The organism is Bifidobacterium sp. A11 (genome assembly GCF_000499185.1).
Classification (GTDB): Bacteria; Actinomycetota; Actinomycetes; order Actinomycetales; family Bifidobacteriaceae; genus Bombiscardovia; species Bombiscardovia mizhiensis.
Genome location: NZ_AWUO01000009.1, coordinates 1 through 17,676, shown reverse-complemented (window position 1 = coordinate 17,676; position 17,676 = coordinate 1). Strand labels below are relative to the sequence as shown.

Sequence of the window (17,676 nt, the reverse complement as noted above, 5' to 3'; positions counted from 1 at the left end):
TTCCCGCCCTGTTGCTGTATTACTTGATCTGATCCATGGAAAGGCCGAGGGCCTCAGCCACGCGCTGGCCGTAATCTGGGTCGGCCTGGTAGAACTGCCTGGTCTCGAGAACCTGGATCTCCTGGTCATCGACAGAGCCCAGAGTGTTCTTGATGGTCTGGATCAGTCGGTCCTTCTCTTCCGGGCTCATCAGCCTGTAGAGACGGCCGGCTGCAGAGTAATAGTCCTTGTCGTAGGGACGGGAGTACTCGGTTTGCCCTTGGACAGCATCGCCATGCATCCGGGCATCGTTGTCTTCCACGGGGCCGCCCTTGCTGTTGGGCTCGTAGTTGACCGATCCATCCTGGCCCTGGGACATGAACCCATCGCGCTCGTAGTTGTGGACCTCGTTGACCGGGCGGTTGATGGGCAGCTGTTCGTAGTTGGCGCCCAGACGGTAACGCTCGGCGTCCTTGTATCCGAATAGCCGGCCCTGCAGGAGCTTGTCGGGCGACGGCTCGATGCCGGGGACGAAGTTGGCGGGGGAGAAGGCCGCCTCTTCTACATCATCGAAATAGTTGGTCGGGTTGGTGTCCAGCACGAACTCGCCTATCTCGATGCGCGGATAGTCCTTCTTGGAGACCACCTTGGTCACGTCGAAGATATCGTCCTTGTAGTCCAGGCCCTCCTGGTAGGGCAGGATCTGCACGCAGACCTTCCACTTGGGGTAGTCGCCCCGGTCGATGGCATCGTAAAGATCATGCAGGAGGAAGTCCGTGTCCTCGGAGGCGACCTTGGCGGCGGTCTCGTCGGTCATGTTCTTCACGCCCTGCTCGCTCAGGAAGTGGTACTTGACCCAGAACTGCTCGCCCTTCGCATTGACCCACTTGAAGGTGTGGCTTCCATAGCCGTTCATGTTCCGGTAGCTGGCAGGGTTGCCCCTGTCGCCCATCAGATAGGTGACCTGGTGCACAGACTCGGGGGAGTGCGACCAGAAATCCCACTGCATCTCCTGGCTGCGCAGGTGGGTGGCCGGGTCGCGCTTCTGTGAGTGGATGAAGTCGGGGAACTTCAGGGGGTCGTTGACGAAGAATATGGGCGTGTTGTTGCCCACCACGTCGTAGTTGCCCTCCTGCGTGTAGAAGCGCAGGGCGAAACCGCGCACGTCGCGCAGGGTGTCGGGATAGCCGGATTCGCCGGCCACCTGGGAGAAGCGCAGCAGAATGGGCGTGGTCTTGCCGGCTCCGTTGAATACGTCGGCCTTGGTGTAGGCGCTCATGTCCTTGGTCAAGGTGAAGGTTCCCTTGGCCCCAGCCCCCTTGGCGTGGACTACGCGCTCTGGTATGCGCTCGCGGTTGAAGTGGGCCAGCTTTTCGAGGAGCTGGTAGTCCTGCATGAGGATGGGTCCGCGGGTGCCCGCCGTCTGGCTATGGTTGTTGTCTGCCCAGGGCTGCCCTTCGTTGGTAGTGAGTTTATCGTTCATATCTGCTCGATTCCTGTGACATCTATGATTTTGCGATCGGCAGTTCCATGCGGGCCTGGTCTGCGACCCTGCTTCTGGTCGACTGTCCGGTCGCTGATAGCAGGACTCTTGATAAAATCCTGCTATTCTCCACCGTATCTGACAGGGGATGGAGTTGGTGGATATGCGCGCTGAGCGAGAGTCAGATATGTCACTAATCGAGCAAGATGTTGATGACGACAAAGAGTGATGTGTCTGTTGCGGGCGGAACTGCAAGAGAGCCGCCGACGATGCCTCATTCAATCGGCAAACGGCGACGGCTCTCATCAGAGCACTGGTGCTCAGAGCATCTGTATCAATTCGCCCACATCCTGGATGACCAGCTGGAGGTTGAGCCCGGTCAGGACAGCCACGACAATCCAGGCCAGGAAGGCCATCCATCGAGGGTTGGCATACTTGCCCATGATCTTCTTGGAGGAGGTGTACCAGACCAGGGGGATCATGGATATGGGCAGGGCCACGCACAGGAAGACCTGGGAGTAGACCAGCAGACTATCCAGGGCGGACTCCTTGCCGCCGAAGGCGATGGTGCAGATCAGCACGGGGATGATGGAGATCACACGGGTGACCAGCCTGCGCAGCCAGAGAGGGATCCTCATGCGGATGAAGCCCTCCATGACGATCTGCCCAGTCAGAGTGCCGGTGATGGTCGAGTTCTGACCGGAGGCCAGCAGGGCTACGGCGAAGAGGGTGGAGAGCAGGCCGGAGGCGACCGGCCCGGCGATGGTCTTGTCGCCCAGGGCGTTGTAGAGGGCGGTGAAGGTGTCCAGCCCCTCGCCGTGGCCGAAGAACATGGCGGCACCCAGCACCAGGAGGAGGCAGTTGACGATGAAGGCGCCCGTGAGCTGGATGTTGGAGTCCCAGGTGGCGAAACGGACCGCGTTGGCAACCTGACGGTCGTCGCTCCGGTCGAAGTCGCGGGTCTGGACGATGGATGAGTGCAGGTAGAGGTTGTGAGGCATGACCGTGGCGCCCACGATGCCCAGAGCCATGGTCAACTGGCCGTTGCCCAGGATGGCCTTGTCAGGGATGAACCCACGGAAGACCGCGGGCATGTCAGGCTTGGCCAGGAAGACCTCGTAGAGGAAGACCACCATGATGACCATGATCAGCGTAGCCACGATGGCCTCAATGCGCCGGAAGCCGATCTTGGTCAGCAGCAGGAGGATGAGCACATCCAGGACTGTCAGCGTCACGCCCAGGATCAGAGGAATGCCGAAGAGCAGTTTCAGGGCGATGGCTCCGCCGATCACCTCGGCGATGTCGGTGGCCATCACAGCCAGTTCCGTGCAGATCCAAAGGACGAAGCTGAGCCGGCGACTAGTGTGCTGGCGGGTGGCCTGGGCCAGGTCCAGACCAGTCACGATTCCCAGCTTGGCCGACATGTACTGCAGCATCATGGCGATCAGGCTAGAGATGAGGATGACGCTCATGAGCAGGTAGCCATACTGGGCGCCGCCGCCGATGGAGGTGATCCAGTTGCCTGGATCCATGTAGCCGACTGCCACCAGAGCGCCCGGGCCGGAGAAGGCTGCCAGATTCTTCCAGAAGGAGGAGGTTGAGTTGGGCACGGAGATTGTGGCGTTGATCTCTTCCAGGGAGCGCCCGTTGGCCGTCTCGATAATGGGATGGGACTGGTGCTGCCGACTGGACGGCGGAGTCCTGACTTCGGATCCGGCTGGGCTGGCGGACCCTGAGGCGGGTCGGGTCTGAGTGTTCGGCATGTCACCTTCCTTGATTCTGGACCATGGCGGTCGCGCGGCTGTCTATAGACTTCGACCCTTCGAAGTCTAATGGCGCTTGATGAAGAATACCAGAGGTGATCTGTGACAATCTCAAAATATGCCTGCAGGGTTTGCTCGCGGGTCGCGCCATGGATCTGTGCTATAGACTGTGGAACATGGGAATTGCCGAACTGTCTTCCAGCGCCCAGGATTATCTCAAGGTCATCTGGGACCTTCAGGAATGGGACAAGGGCCCTGTCCAGCCCACTGCGGTGGCCGAAAGGACGGGCATGAAACAGTCGACGGTCTCGGGTGCGCTGGGGCGTCTGGTCGATGCCGGTCTGGTCACTCACAGGCCTTATGGCAAGGTGGAGCTGACCGAGACCGGTCGTCGCTATGCGGTCATTATGGTCCGACGCCACAGGCTGCTGGAGACCTTCCTGGTGCAGGTCCTCGGCTACGGCTGGGATGAGGTGCATGAGGAAGCGGACAGCCTTGAGCACGCCGTCTCTGACAAGATGGTGGACCGCATCGACGAATATCTGGGACACCCCACTGCGGATCCGCATGGTGATGCTATACCGTCGGCTGACGGAGATCTGCCGCCTATGCCAACAACCATCAGACCTCTCTCGGATGTAGCCGACGGGGCGACGGTAAGGGTGCAACGAGTCAGCGACGAGGATCCACAAATACTTCGTACGCTCAGCGATCACAATATACGGCCTGGTTGCTTGGTAAAGATTGGGACTCGGCAGACAAATGATGGATTCGTCGTGAGTCTTGCAGGTTTACGCTTCAACTCCGAGGTCTCGTTGAAGGATCCCTTGGTCTTGTCTGCAGAGCATGCTGCCCTGATTCAGGTCAGTCTTTTGTGAACGAGGTGTAGGCTCATACCAGTTTGAATACGTCAACGATACAAGATGAAGGATCACGGGATGTATCCATGTACGGATGACCGGCAGGAGCTCCAACGAATATCTTCGACTGGTACAGCTGATTTCTCTGAAGAGCGCGGACCAGTTTGCTCCTCTTGCAGTGATGTGATGCGTCCGCGGATTCTTGCTGCATTCCGTGCTTGGGCGATGCCCACAGCTTGTTTTTGTGGCACGCTTGTTGCACTGTTAATAGTGCTTGCTTGGTTTCCGAAAGATTCTGCAGTATGGACCCAGCCTATACATGCTATTGATGCGCCTTCGCATTACTATTTCGTCAGAAAGCTGCTTAATGATGGGCTTTCTGCAGCGATTCGACTTAACCCCAACGATGGCTTTTATCCTCCGCTATTTCATCTGATCGTCTATGGATTGATGCGGTTGAGTGAATCACTTGGAATTCGAATGGGGCTATTCGCAGCGGTCAATTTGGTTTGGATCGTCACTTCAGGTCTTGTATTTCCCGTCGGGATGCTGCTATGGTGCTCCTGCTTCTTTAAAGATCTGAGAATCAGGTATAAAGCCATGTTGGCCCTGCTCATCCCTGGTCTATCGGTCTCTTCGGCAGCTCATCCCTACTGGCTTTTCAATGCTGGGCCTCTGTTTTCCTATGGTTTAGCTATGTCGCTACTTCCATTTTTGTTGTATGCGGGATGGCAGCTGATTGATGCGGCTACAACGGTGTCCGACCGTTCACTGCATAATATAGCCTGCTGGCTTGTAGTGAATCTCGTGCTTTGGCTCGTCGTGTTGCTTGCTCATCCACGTATAGCTTTTACTTACTTGGTACTTATGGGATTCTTTATATTATTCAAATCAAGTTGGCAGTCGGTGCTATCTATGCTTTGCGCAGTAGGTTTCGCTGGAATTGCCTTTTACTGGTATGTATCCCACCGTGACCACGGCAAGAACTTCTCCCAACCCGCAACATGGTTCCATACCTTTCGTCCTACGCGTAGCGTAGGTGAGTCCTTACGGATTGTCGTAACCAATTATCTGCCAGGCGTTAGCGGCTGGGTGATGTCATTATGCGTAGGGCTGGCAGTCATTGCTGCATTGCTATGGTCGGGAGACAGGCTCAAGGATGGGTTGGCTCTGGTCTGCTCATATGTGCTGACTGGTGTCATTTTCGTATGCAGCGCTGCCCTATCTGGACCATTGGCTAACGTCATCACTGCGGCTTGGTATCGAGGTGAAACTAGACCACTGACAATGATTCCCCTGGCAACGATTCCGCTTCTTGTCTTCGGGTGCCGCTGCCTGCTTCTGTCAATTGATGCCCACGGTCCACGACTAATTGCCCAGGCGGTCAATGCTCATAACCATCGAATTGGCATCGAGCCAAGTTCCGACGAACTATATAAAATTCCGGGTTTTATCGAGTTATTGCGAACCGTGACTTGCGCAATGCTCGGTCTCCTACTGGTAATGGCCAACACCGGCAATGGTACCAGGGCTTTGCAAGCTGATATCGCGAGAGGTAATACCAATTGGCAGACGGCTTGGAACGAGCAGCTCACCCGTAACAAATATGTTGTTTTAACACGTGTTCGTGCGGCTGTTGGCACGCGTGGAGTGATCATTGCTGATCCCCTGAATGGGTCCATGTACGGCATGACCCTCTACGGGCTGAATATGCTATATCCGGTATATAACCCTATGGACACCAAAAATGGCAAAGTTTTTGCAGATGTAGAAAAAGCGTTTGCTTCAGGAGACGATAAGCAGCTTCTGGAAACTGTTTGTCCAGTAGATCCTTCTTATACCAGCCATAGTCATCAATCAGCCAGATCCGATCCCAAATATTTCCTGGATATGGGGCCGCAGGCACCTAGTCTGCAGATGTTCACCTATAGGGCTCAGTACAATCCTTTTCATAATAAACGTCTGATAGATGATTATGTACAGTCGGGTGCTATGCATAAAGTGCAGAAATATGTTGCGCCACCAGAGGCTCACGAAGACTGGGCGTTATACAGATTCTCCTGTCATTGATGAAGTATGATTGAGATAGATGTAGCGGTCAAAGTGTAGTTGGATTTGGGTATTCGCATCTATGGTGTCGCGCATGCGCTATGTTCGATAAGGGACATTTAGTGACGCTTGGCCCATTGGCTTGGGAGGCTCTGTAAATGATGTCTAGATGGTGTGCATTGTTCCTTATGTTAGGAATGATATTTGCGCCGACTTCTTCTTCTGCCTTTCAGGGATTAAACGATACCGTTCATCAGCAGAATGTTGAGTATGGATATTCTGGCAGCAATGGGGTGTCTGGGATGAACGACAGCCAGTCGGCGGGATCGGTCGCTGACAATATTCCGGACAATGCGACCATGGTGTCCAAAAATTTTGCAGTAACAACAAATGGAGAAGTGAAGAATATCGTTACAGGTGAGACAGTCGGTGATCCGAAAATTATCGGCACGAATGCTCATCCGGCTGATCCTCTCTACCGAACAGGTGGAACAGGGTTCATTCCCCATAAGGTAAGCGAGGTTAGAGAGGGGATTGAGCATGATAACCATGCGTCTGCATCTTTCGAGAGGTCATCAATAGCTCCTTCTGTCGGCGTGCCTGAATCTGCCCAGATCGGTGTTCTGTCATTACAAAACAATGGCTATGGCGCTCATTGGGGAACATACGGAGGTTCACAGGCCTTTTTCGAGGCCGATGGCACCTTGTTCGCACAGCAGGCCAAAGGAGTCATTGATGTTTCCCAATGGCAGGGGGATATTGACTGGAATGCGGCTCGAGGCGCTGGAGTCGAGGCGGCCATCATCCGCTTAGGGTACGGATGGGGAAATGGTCTTGACAACAAGGCTCGTCGTAACATCAACGAATGCAAAAGGTTGGGTATACCTTTCGGCCTTTACCTGTATTCATATGCCTATGATGCCGCTACTGCCCGGCAAGAAGGGGAAGGCACTGCAGATCTGCTTCGACAGGCAGGGGTAAAGCCTTCTGACTTGAGCATGCCGATATATTATGACCTTGAACACTGGGCCTGGAAAGGTCATGTGCCGCCCACTAGCCCAGCAGTCTACGACAGCATTGTCGAAGCTTGGTACGAACAGCTACAAGCATCAGGTTTCGCCCGGCTCTCCGTGTACTCGTATACCAGCTATTTGAATACAGCGCTTAACAGCGTGCGGATTCATCAAAGGACTAACTGGGTCGCCAGTTATGGTTCCCGAACAGGATTTGCTTTTCCTGCAAATCGTCGGTGCTGGCAGTACGCTGACAATGGACGAATTTCGGGTATCGGCGGAGCGGTAGATCTTAATGCATGCGGAGTACTGACTCCAGAGGCCTCCATTGATATGAATCGTCTGGAATCCGTCAATCTTCCTAATGGGCAATACTACATCAATCTGCACAAACGTGATGCCTCAAGTATCGATATAGCCGGCGGCAGTCTCAGCCGAGAAATTCCCTTGCAGATATATTCCTATAACAACACTAAAGCCCAACAGTTTGAATTCAGGCGGCAGGGTGACGGAAGCTACGTAATTACCAATGTGAATTCCGGCAAGGTGCTGGATGTTTCCAGTGGCCAAGCTCATAACGGAGCCACTGTGTGGCAATATGACTTCAATGGTACTGCTGCGCAGCGCTGGTATTTGCGCGATGCTGGCAATGCCTATTATTTGCAGTCAGCACTAGGCAATTGGGTGCTTAATGTGACTGTTGGTTCCTTTGCGGATGGTTCGACCATCGTTCTTTCTTCGCCTGATGGTAGTGATTGTCAGCGCTTCCAACTGGCGTCCACGACATCAGTGGATGTCTCATCGCACTACAGGCTGGAATCGGCGGCAGGTGCAGATCTTGTCCTTGATGTGCCGGGTGCTTCCCACAACAATGACGTTGGTCTGCAGCTGTATGACTGGAATGGCACCGATGCACAGCTTTATGCATTCACGCAGGTGGGCAATGGTGTTTATACTATCAAGAATGCTGCGAGCGGCAAACAGGTAGAAGTGCAGGGTGGTCGCAATAGTAACGGTGCGAAAGTTCAGCAGTATGCTGGTAATGGTACGCAGGCTCAGCGGTGGATGATCAGAGATTTCGGTGGACAATCGTTTGGTTTCATAGGCAGTGCCTCGAATAAGGCTTTGGATGTTCCCTCGGGTCTGGCAATGGCTGGAAAAGGACTGCAAATATACACCCAAAACGGTTCGAAGGCTCAGCAATGGAAACTTACAAAAGAGATGACTGGATCTGATCGGCTTGCTTTGTCGCATCGGAATGATTTGCCGGACGGACGCTATCGCATATGTTCGAAGGTTAATGACTCGTATGTCATTGACGTGTCTGGAGGCTCTTATGAAGATGGAGCGACAGTACAGCTATATTCTGACAACGGCACTGGTGCCCAGCAGTGGTCCGTGACCCAGGACGCATCAGGATATCGCACTATTGTGAATGAACGTTCTGGGAAGGTGCTCGATGTGGCTGGAGCAGCTTCGAGCAATGGTGCAAGAGTCCAACAATATCGCGCCAACGGCACCGATGCCCAGAAGTGGATCATCAGACGGGAATCCGATGGCGTCTATAGCATTATCTCAGCTTTAAGCACCGATAAACTCATAGATATTCCATCAGGGCGTATCACCAACGGCAACCCTCTGCAGCTGTATGCGAGCAACTCTACAGGAGCTCAGCGGTGGAAGTTCACCAGGTAGAGCAACAATATGCAAATTTTCTTTGCAGGAACGAATAATCCCAAAATTACTCATCCAAAGTGCCGCCGCAAGCATGCAAAGAGATTATTGTTCTCTATGTAGCGTTTTCGATCATTCTTAGCCATCACATCGAGAATGATTCCGGTAATGAACAACAAAAGACCCGTAAGTATGAGCAATACGGATCCAATCAGTGTGGGGATGCGGGACACCAGACCAGTGTGCCAGAACTCAATCATGACTGAGCAAAGAAAACCAAATCCGATAAGGCCAACGACGGTCCCTAAACCACCGAAGAACGGCAGAGGTTTATATTCGCGGATCATGCGGAAAATAGTGGATAGCACTTTGATGCCGTCGCCTACTGTATCCAGTTTGCTCACCGATCCGGCCGGCCGATCTCGATATTGTATAGGCATCTCGTAGATACGGATGTTTTTATCTAAGCTGTGGATGGTCATTTCCGTTTCGACTTCGAAGCCTTCGGACTGAATCGGGTAGGTCTTGACATAGGTGAATGAGAATGCGCGGTAGCCTGTCATCACATCGGTGATATTAGCGTGGAAAAGCCCATTGATTGCTCCACGAACCATCCTGTTTCCTATGTTGTGGAAAGGCCGCTTGTTCTCTTCGAAATATGTCGAGCTTAGGCGGTCTCCGATGACCATGTCATAACCTTCGAGAATTTTATCGACCATGGACGGAGCCGCTTCAGCTGGATAGGTATCGTCGCCATCGGCCATGATATAAACATCGGCATCGATGTCTTCGAACATGGCACGGATGACGTTGCCTTTGCCTTGGCGTGGTTCTTTCTTGACTACTGCGCCTTCCTGCGTGGCGATTCGTGCTGTGTCGTCAGTGGAATTGTTGTCATACACATAAATGGTCGCCGAAGGGAGCGCTGCCCGAAAATCATCAATCACTTTGCCGATGGTGGGCTGTTCATTGAAGCATGGAAGAAGTACAGCCACCGAGGCAGTATGTTTTGCCGGAATCGTCATAATATAGAGTCTACCGGCATTCGGATACAAGGCTGGATAGGAACAAGCGTCAGTCATTCATCCCCTTGAAGTACTATGGCGGTTATGACTACTATGTTTGTTCCGCGCAACATCATCGTCACCGGTGGATGCGGATTCATTGGTTCTAATTTTGTGCATTATGTGGTGGATCATCATCCTGACGTACATGTTACCGTTCTGGATGCGCTGACCTATGCCGGTAACATTAATAATATTAAAGGTTTGCCTGAGGACAGAGTTGAGTTCGTTCATGGAAATGTCTGTGATGCGGCGTTGCTGGATCAAATTGTTCCTGGGCATGATGCGATTGTGCATTATGCTGCTGAATCCCACAACGACAACTCCATCGCTGACCCTGAGCCATTTGTCAGGACGAATGTCGTTGGCACATACCGTCTGCTGGAAGCTGCCCGAAAGTATGGCATCCGCTATCATCACATAAGCACGGATGAGGTATACGGCGATCTCGCCTTGGACGATCCTGCCAGATTCACCGAGGATTCCCCCTATCGCCCGTCATCACCCTATTCGTCGACCAAAGCTGCTTCTGATCTGCTTGTCAGGGCTTGGTATCGCACATTTGGGTTACGTGTGACCCTGTCCAATTGCTCAAACAATTACGGTCCATATCAGCACGTGGAAAAGTTCATCCCGCGTCAGATCACCAACATATTGGAGGGTATCCGTCCCAAGTTGTATGGGGATGGTCGCAACGTGAGGGACTGGATTCACACAGAGGATCATTCTTCAGCTGTGTGGACGATTCTGACTAAGGGAAGAATGGGGCAGACGTATCTGATCGGCGCCGATGGAGAGCGTGACAATATCACAGTTCTGCAGGATATCCTTCGCGTTATGGGCAAGCCAGAGAATGCCTTCGACCATGTCAAAGACCGGCCTGGTCACGACCGGAGATATGCCATCGATTCCACGAAACTACGCACCGAGCTCGGGTGGAGGCCCGAACATACCGATTTTGAGGATGGACTGAGACAGACTATCGCTTGGTATGAAAATCACCGGGAGTGGTGGGAGCCAGCAAAAGCTGCAACAGAAGCCAGGTACAAGCGACAGGGACAATGACAATAGAGTGAGCAAACGAGCTCAGTAAGCGTGGATAGTTTGCTCAGCTTGTCAACTATTTAATTCGCAGGGAAATGCCGATTCAGAGCGGCAGGAAAGGCTTAGTGGGTTTCCAATGTCTTTGGAATTTGAAAAAGAACTGCGTGTAGAGCGAACCAACATCCCGGGATTGCTGGTCTTTGACCTTTCAGTGCATGGTGATAACCGTGGCTGGTTCAAAGAGAACTGGCAGCGTGCGAAAATGCTGCAGCTGGGTCTGCCGGATTTTGGCCCGGTTCAGAACAATATTAGCTTCAATGCCAAGCGTGGAGTGACCAGGGGAATTCATGCAGAGCCTTGGGACAAGTATATTTCCATTGCTTCTGGTGAGATATTTGGCGCTTGGGTGGATCTGCGCCAGGGGGATACGTATGGGCAGGTGTATACAACCAGGCTCGATCCATCGAAGGCAATTTATGTTCCCCGAGGGGTTGGCAACAGCTTCCAAGCTTTGGTAGACGGAACCGTATACACCTATCTGGTTAACGCTCATTGGTCTGCCGAGCAGAAGAAGAATTATACATTCGTCAACTTAGCTGATCCAGAACTCAATATTGCTTGGCCGATTCCATTGGATGAAAGCGAACGGAGCGAGGCTGATTTGCGGCATCCCATGCTCCGTGATGCCATTGCCATGACACCGCGACGTACTTTGGTGACAGGAGCTCATGGGCAACTGGGCCAAGCAGTGCACAAATACGTCGAAGATCATCATCTTCAGGGTTTCGATTTCGCCGATATCAATGATTTCGACTTCTCGGATGCTCAAGCGTATAAACGTTATAACTGGGATCTGTATGGAACCATTATCAATGCGGGAGCTTTTACCGCTGTTGATAAGGCAGAAAGTGAGCAAGGACGAAAATCCGCCTGGAAAGCAAATGCTCAGGGGCCAGCTCTGCTGGCAAAAGTCGCGGCCGCACACAATATCACGCTGATTCATATTTCCAGTGACTATGTTTTTGACGGCCAAGTGGATATGCATGATGAGAATGAGGCACTGGCGCCATTAGGCGTGTATGGCCAGACCAAGGCTGCTGGTGATATCGCCGTAGCTAATGCGCCCCGGCATTATATTCTTCGTTCCAGCTGGGTTATCGGGCAGGGTCATAATTTCGTACGAACTATGATCGGACTGTCCAACCGTGTTGCCGATCCCTCTGATGCTTTGGATCATGTGACGGTTGTGAATGATCAATTTGGTCGTCTGACCTTTACGGAGGATATGGCAGAAGCGATATTTCATCTCTTGGATTGCCAGGCTCCTTATGGAACATATAACCTCACAGGGGCCGGTCAAGTCCAGTCGTGGGCTGATATCGCCAGAGCGGTCTTCGATCTGGCCAACGGCAATGGGAATGCTGTGCATCCAGTGAGCACAGAGGCATATTATTCCGGCTCAGCGAATCCCGTGTCGCCCAGGCCGACTCATAGCGCCTTGAATCTGGACAAAATTGAATCGATCGGCTACAGCCCTCGGGATTGGCAGAAGGAACTTGAGGATTACGTCACGCGGCTGACTAGAGCGCGGCGTTGACGCTTTGCAAGCAACTCTCTCATTAACTGGCATCCCGTTCCAACAGATGCCAAGGAAATAATAAACTGATCGATATTCCAAGAAAACAAGTCGTACAGTTCTTCAAGGAATAAGGATGCAGATAAAATGTATAATCTTATACGGTAGCTCGTATGCTCGTCTGTATCCACTGGCCACAGTCACATCCAAGCAGTAGCTGCACGTTTATGGTTACAACCTATAGATAAGTTGGAACCATGCTCTTGAACGCTTTTAAAGGAGAAGAAACCTATGAGCTCAAGATTATCAGCATTTAGGGTTGATGGGCTGGTTCACAGGCTTGGCGTGTTCGGTATTGCTGTGCTTATTGCAACTTATTTGGAGATGTTTTTAGAAGTTGCGCACGTAGATCGTACACATAAGCCTACAGGGATCTTTTCTGGCCATGGTCAACCCGAACATGCTCTTCGTCTTGTAGCTTTGATAACGCTGGCATTCGTCACCTTATACATACTCAATTTTCATGCGCGTCGTTTTCTGCATGCCCTGCATGCTTACCGCTGGTGGATCGGGTGTTCGGTCATCATTATATTTACACTCTTGCGTATCAGTGGATCTTCACTGGCATTCATATCCAACTATATCGGCAGTGAGCCTTATAAGGGTACTTTGTTTGGCATGCCCCGGTCAATTCGTTCTGATGAATGGTCTGTATTTACTCCGCTGGCTTTTTCACAAGCACATTCAGGGTATTCACGGATATCGTCCATACCTGAGGCCGGATCGATCGATATGACCATGATCTATGCACAACCGGCATGGGCTTTGGCCACCTTCTTTCGACCTTTTTTATGGGGCTTTATGCTTTTTGGCAGCGATAGTGGATTGGCTTTCTTTTGGTGCGCGAGGTTAGTTGTCCTTCTGCTTGTTTCTTATGAATTCGGCAGATGGCTAACCGAGGATAATCGTCAATTAGCCGCGGCCTATGGTGCTCTCATAGGTTTGGCGCCAATAGTTCAATGGTGGTTTGCCGTCAACGGCACAGCCGAGGTGCTGATATTTGGTCAAGCCGCAGTCCTTCTTTTCAGAAAGTATCTACATACCAATTCAAAGCTCTATATATGGCTTCTGGCAATGGCCACCGTATACTGCCTCGGTGGTTTCTCGCTGGTCTTGTACCCACCTCTGCAGATTCCATTGGCCTATGTTTATGGATTGCTCGTCATCTGGCTCATTGTCTGTCGTCATCGTGATGTGCGGCTCCCGAAGCGTTCGCTGTTATCCATGATTGCTCCTATAACTGTGGCATTTGCGGCTCTAATCGCTTGTATCCTGTTGGTTATCTATACATCCCGGCAGGCAATTTTGATGGAGAGCTCAACCGTTTATCCAGGATCGCGTATTAGCCATGGACAGGGGCTATTTCCATGCCTCATGGATTATACCGCGAATTTGTTTATGCCCTTGGAAGAGCATCAGGTTATTCCCAATGCTCCAGAACGGGCTGTGTTCTTTACTTTGTTTCCAATCGGGCTGATTCTAAGTATTTGGACCCTCTTAAAAAAACGCGACGGTCTGATTATACTTATGCTTATTTGTGATTTAATTTTCATGATTTACGGATTGTTCGGTTTTCCTGATTGGCTTTGCCGCATCACTCTGATGGGACGAACGACGACAGGCAGGGTCAAATTTGCTTTGGGATTCATTGATTTGATTCTTTTGTTCAGGTCTTTGTCCTTGCTGCATAACAATGCGGATGATGGAGCGTTGTTGATTGCTTCCGAGAAAGATTCAGCTAAAACACGTCTTTTGCGTAATGCTGCTTTAGCTGTTGTCTTAGCCGCCTTGCTGACATGCGCAACAATATTGTCGCCAGCTTACCCGGTGCGTAAAATATATCTGATTTTTTTAATGTCATTACTGACTATCATGCTGCTTGCTGTTTTTGAATGGATTTCTGGACGAGGATACGCAAGTCGACTATTTCTTTCATCAATTTTGATTGTGGCTCTTGCTGGATTCTGTGTTAATCCTATACAGCAAGGTTCCCAGAGTATCCGTGAGGGCCCATTTGTTGATATGGCGTTAAAAGAGGTTTCGCGAATTCATAATTCAGCAGAAGGGCGACCCGCGGTATTCATAACAGATGATTCTATTCATGGACAGGCATTGATTGCCAATGGCATCCCTACCGTCAATTCTGTGAATATCTATCCGCAACTTGAGCGATGGCATGTCATTGATCCGCAACATACAAGTGAATGGGTTTATAACCGATACGCCTATGTAGATATTGACTTTACTAATACGGGAAGTCCTGCATTCAAGCTGGTGACGCCCGACAAGATGATTGTTAGCATTCCCATTAAGGATTTGCATAAAATTGGAGTCACGCATGTGTTGACCGGCCGTGAGCTTACTGAATTTGTAGACGGTCATAGATACTTGCGCAAGATAGATGCAAAGAATCATCTGAATCTTTATGAGGTGGAAGTCAATTAATGGAATTACGCTTAGTGCATGCACCTGATTAGAAGATCACGAACTCGTTTTTCGATTAAGCGATTAAATCACAAAATTGCACAGGCTGTACGTTGCTGAGCGGCTAGTCGTGTAATCTGCTAATTATCTACTTGACAATTTTGAATGAAATGGTCATAACTGACTGCCAGTGTTTTTCGGTGTAGGGGAATTCTTCATCATTGAGCCCCCACCCCTGATTGCGCAATAACTCCTGAATGTAACGCCGATGTACTCTGACAGGATGAAGTTAGACATGCCAGTGGTGAAATTGTCATTGAGGAGTTGAGAATCTCTTTCTCAATATGTGATTGAGTCTGGCGTTGGTAACTGGTAACGAAAGCAAAGCATATATGCCAGGAATCTCATTCATGCAGGCATACAGGTCTTCTACCGTGCAAACATCCTGGATGCAGACTCCTTTGAGGAAACAGGTGCCCCCTCAGGGCTCGCGTCGATATAAGCGTCATCGGGAACTGGCTGATACTGCCCCTATCAAGGATGTCGCTATTATTGGCAACTATCAGGAAACTTCTGCTTGTAAGATTACCGCTGATATTTTATACTTCGCTTATGCTGCTGTTGTTTTGATACACCATACTGATGCGAAGATTAGGCCCTGAGTATTGGTTGTATATTTCAGCAAAATCAATTTGTAGAGCTGCCACCGATAAGTTAAATGCTCGAAACGATGTAGACCAGATTCCAGGCGGGATTCAGACAATCCACAGTATGTGCTGGAATCATATGCTTGCATGATCGTGCTGGTCACGGCTTGAAAATAATTAAGCTAGGAATAAGGCTATCCGATGCTGAGATGTTCTAATCAAACAGGCGCTGCTTTTTTAAAGTAACTATTGTCTTGTCATATTCTTTTAGATTGATTAGGCCTGATAAGCTGACACTAATACACTTGTTGCTGATCTGGAAGGACTGCGTGTGCTCGTCCCTGCCAATACTCTCGAGGAGAATATTACGGAACAGACAAATAGCTTCACAGCTTTTAGCTCTCAAATAAAGGCGTGCTGGAGTAGATTTAGACGTTGGGCTGGTTGCCCGGCCTTGTTTTATTTGCTAGTAACGCTTCCTTCCGGTATGTTAATGATTGTATTTGACAAGCGGCGTTCATGGCCCGATTATCAAGATCACTGGCATCGAGTACTTCAAATAGTCAGTGGTCATCTTCTTGCTCAACCGAATCCTGATGGCAGTGGTGGGTATGGCGGCCTGGATTCAAACGGTGTTTTTCGTGTTTTCAATAATACAGCTATCAATTCACCATTTGTCTACTTTCCAGCAGTACTAGGATGCGGGCACCAGCGTTTGGCAGCTCTGTTCACATTGATAATATGCGCTCTGACCATTGCTGTGGGTATCCGTATCTCAGGCCTCTACTACCCTGCCTTCTTGGGCATCGGACTTTTGCCGATTGTATTTACCTCTATCTGCTGGCCAACGGCCGATGCGGTCACAAATGCTTTCAGCATTGTGTTTGTAGCCTATGTGCTTTATCTCCTTCAACAAGCTGATCCGTTGAAGCCACGTTCTTTAGCAGTTCTGTGCTGTATGTCGATATTGCTGGGCTTCATAAAAATCACCTGCGTCATATTGGTGCTGCTGGTTTGGTTGTTGCCTCTTTCCAGAAAAGGCAGGGACAAGGCTAAAACTTTGTGGTCAGTCGCGGTTCTGTCCACTGCATGCACAATTTCTGCTTCAATGACTTGGATGTATTTGACTTCGCAAATACCGCCTAGTGCGGTAATTGACCGGCATGGATTCTATTTGGCTAAAAATAGGATTCTTCAGCATCCATTTCTGATGATCCGGAGCTTGTTCATATCTTTCATCCAACCTATTAACACAACAGGAGACAGTCACGATATCGAACGAAACGTTCAATTGTTTACAGGCATCGGGCCGGATGCACTTTTACCGGCTGGAGTTGTAGTTCCGGTGCTTATCGTTTGTTGTCTGCTGATTGTCAAAGGATGCGCGGGTATACATCATGGTGGTCGAATCGGCTTTATGGTTGAAGTGTTTATAGTATTGGCCTTTTTTGCTCTAACAGGAACGGGTTTGGAATCTTCATGGGGCTCTCCTTCTTTGGGTAAATATATAGGAGGTCTTCAGAGCAGATATTACATTCCTCTATATTCCGTGTTGGTTTTACTCATGCCGAATATCGGGATACATTTTAACCGCCCCAGAGTAATGAAAAAAGTTGTTGTAGTTTTTGTGGTGTGGTCATATGTGGGAATGCTTTTGGCGCACTGTTTAGCATTTCAATGATTATTAATTCCTGCGTGAAGTTCAACACTGATGCTCCTCTTCGATCGCTGAGGTTCAGAAAGGTTACAATGAGGTTTATCAGTTCGTGACTTCTGGTCTGTCTAATTGAAGCCCTATTACGAATAAAGTGCGTAAAGCCATCGGGCCAACTTCCGTGTGATGACGGGATTTACAGACAAAGCTTCTACTTTATGCCGTTTGCCGAACCATGTTGGGGCGAGTGGGTTGAGAAAGATTCATTTCTCTTCCTGCCTTATCAAAAGGCACACCTTTCGACCTGATCTCAGTCATTTCAATACCTTCCCAATTTAATAAGCGATAAGGCAACTCTTCGTATTCAACTCCAATTAACTCTATGC

Annotated in this window: 10 protein-coding genes; 7 read left to right on the top strand and 3 right to left on the bottom strand. The window is 50.4% G+C overall.

Going from position 1 to position 17,676, the window contains the following annotated elements; genetic code table 11:
- Positions 1–19: 19 nt before the first annotated feature.
- Positions 20–1,462: a catalase gene (locus P273_RS0107085; protein ID WP_024627759.1), complete on the bottom strand. Its 1,443-nt coding sequence runs from the start codon at positions 1,460–1,462 to the stop codon at positions 20–22.
- A gap of 320 nt (positions 1,463–1,782) precedes the next feature.
- Positions 1,783–3,225, bottom strand: coding sequence for an Nramp family divalent metal transporter (locus tag P273_RS0107080; RefSeq protein WP_024627758.1), 1,443 nt, complete (start codon positions 3,223–3,225; stop codon positions 1,783–1,785).
- A gap of 176 nt (positions 3,226–3,401) precedes the next feature.
- Here P273_RS0107080 and P273_RS0107075 point away from each other — a divergent pair, with 176 nt between their 5' ends.
- From P273_RS0107075 to P273_RS0107065, 3 genes are all read left to right on the top strand, one after another.
- Positions 3,402–4,103 (top strand): metal-dependent transcriptional regulator, encoded by a 702-nt coding sequence (locus tag P273_RS0107075; RefSeq protein WP_024627757.1) that lies wholly within the window; start codon positions 3,402–3,404, stop codon positions 4,101–4,103.
- A 60-nt stretch (positions 4,104–4,163) separates the two neighbouring features.
- On the top strand, positions 4,164–6,155 hold the full coding sequence (locus P273_RS0107070; RefSeq protein WP_155804722.1) for a DUF6541 family protein: 1,992 nt from the start codon (positions 4,164–4,166) through the stop codon (positions 6,153–6,155).
- Positions 6,156–6,322: 167 nt separating this feature from the next.
- Complete coding sequence (locus P273_RS0107065; RefSeq protein ID WP_253269593.1) at positions 6,323–8,842, top strand: RICIN domain-containing protein; 2,520 nt, start codon at positions 6,323–6,325, stop codon at positions 8,840–8,842.
- A 50-nt stretch (positions 8,843–8,892) separates the two neighbouring features.
- Here the strand turns inward: P273_RS0107065 and P273_RS0107060 are convergent, their stop codons facing one another.
- A complete protein-coding gene (locus P273_RS0107060; RefSeq protein WP_029676277.1) occupies positions 8,893–9,846 on the bottom strand; it encodes a glycosyltransferase family 2 protein in 954 nt (317 codons plus the stop codon).
- An 84-nt stretch (positions 9,847–9,930) separates the two neighbouring features.
- Here P273_RS0107060 and rfbB point away from each other — a divergent pair, with 84 nt between their 5' ends.
- The 4 genes from rfbB (at position 9,931) to P273_RS09845 (ending at position 17,317) form a co-directional block, all read left to right on the top strand.
- Positions 9,931–10,950 (top strand): dTDP-glucose 4,6-dehydratase, encoded by a 1,020-nt coding sequence (gene rfbB, locus P273_RS0107055; RefSeq protein ID WP_024627753.1) that lies wholly within the window; start codon positions 9,931–9,933, stop codon positions 10,948–10,950.
- A 115-nt stretch (positions 10,951–11,065) separates the two neighbouring features.
- Positions 11,066–12,526, top strand: a complete 1,461-nt coding sequence (locus tag P273_RS0107050; protein WP_029676276.1) for a bifunctional dTDP-4-dehydrorhamnose 3,5-epimerase family protein/NAD(P)-dependent oxidoreductase — start codon at positions 11,066–11,068, stop codon at positions 12,524–12,526.
- A gap of 270 nt (positions 12,527–12,796) precedes the next feature.
- Entirely contained in the window at positions 12,797–15,010 is a 2,214-nt protein-coding gene (locus P273_RS0107045; RefSeq protein ID WP_155804721.1) for a hypothetical protein, read from the top strand.
- A gap of 957 nt (positions 15,011–15,967) precedes the next feature.
- Positions 15,968–17,317: a DUF2142 domain-containing protein gene (locus tag P273_RS09845; RefSeq protein WP_081709311.1), complete on the top strand. Its 1,350-nt coding sequence runs from the start codon at positions 15,968–15,970 to the stop codon at positions 17,315–17,317.
- Positions 17,318–17,676: the final 359 nt, after the last annotated feature.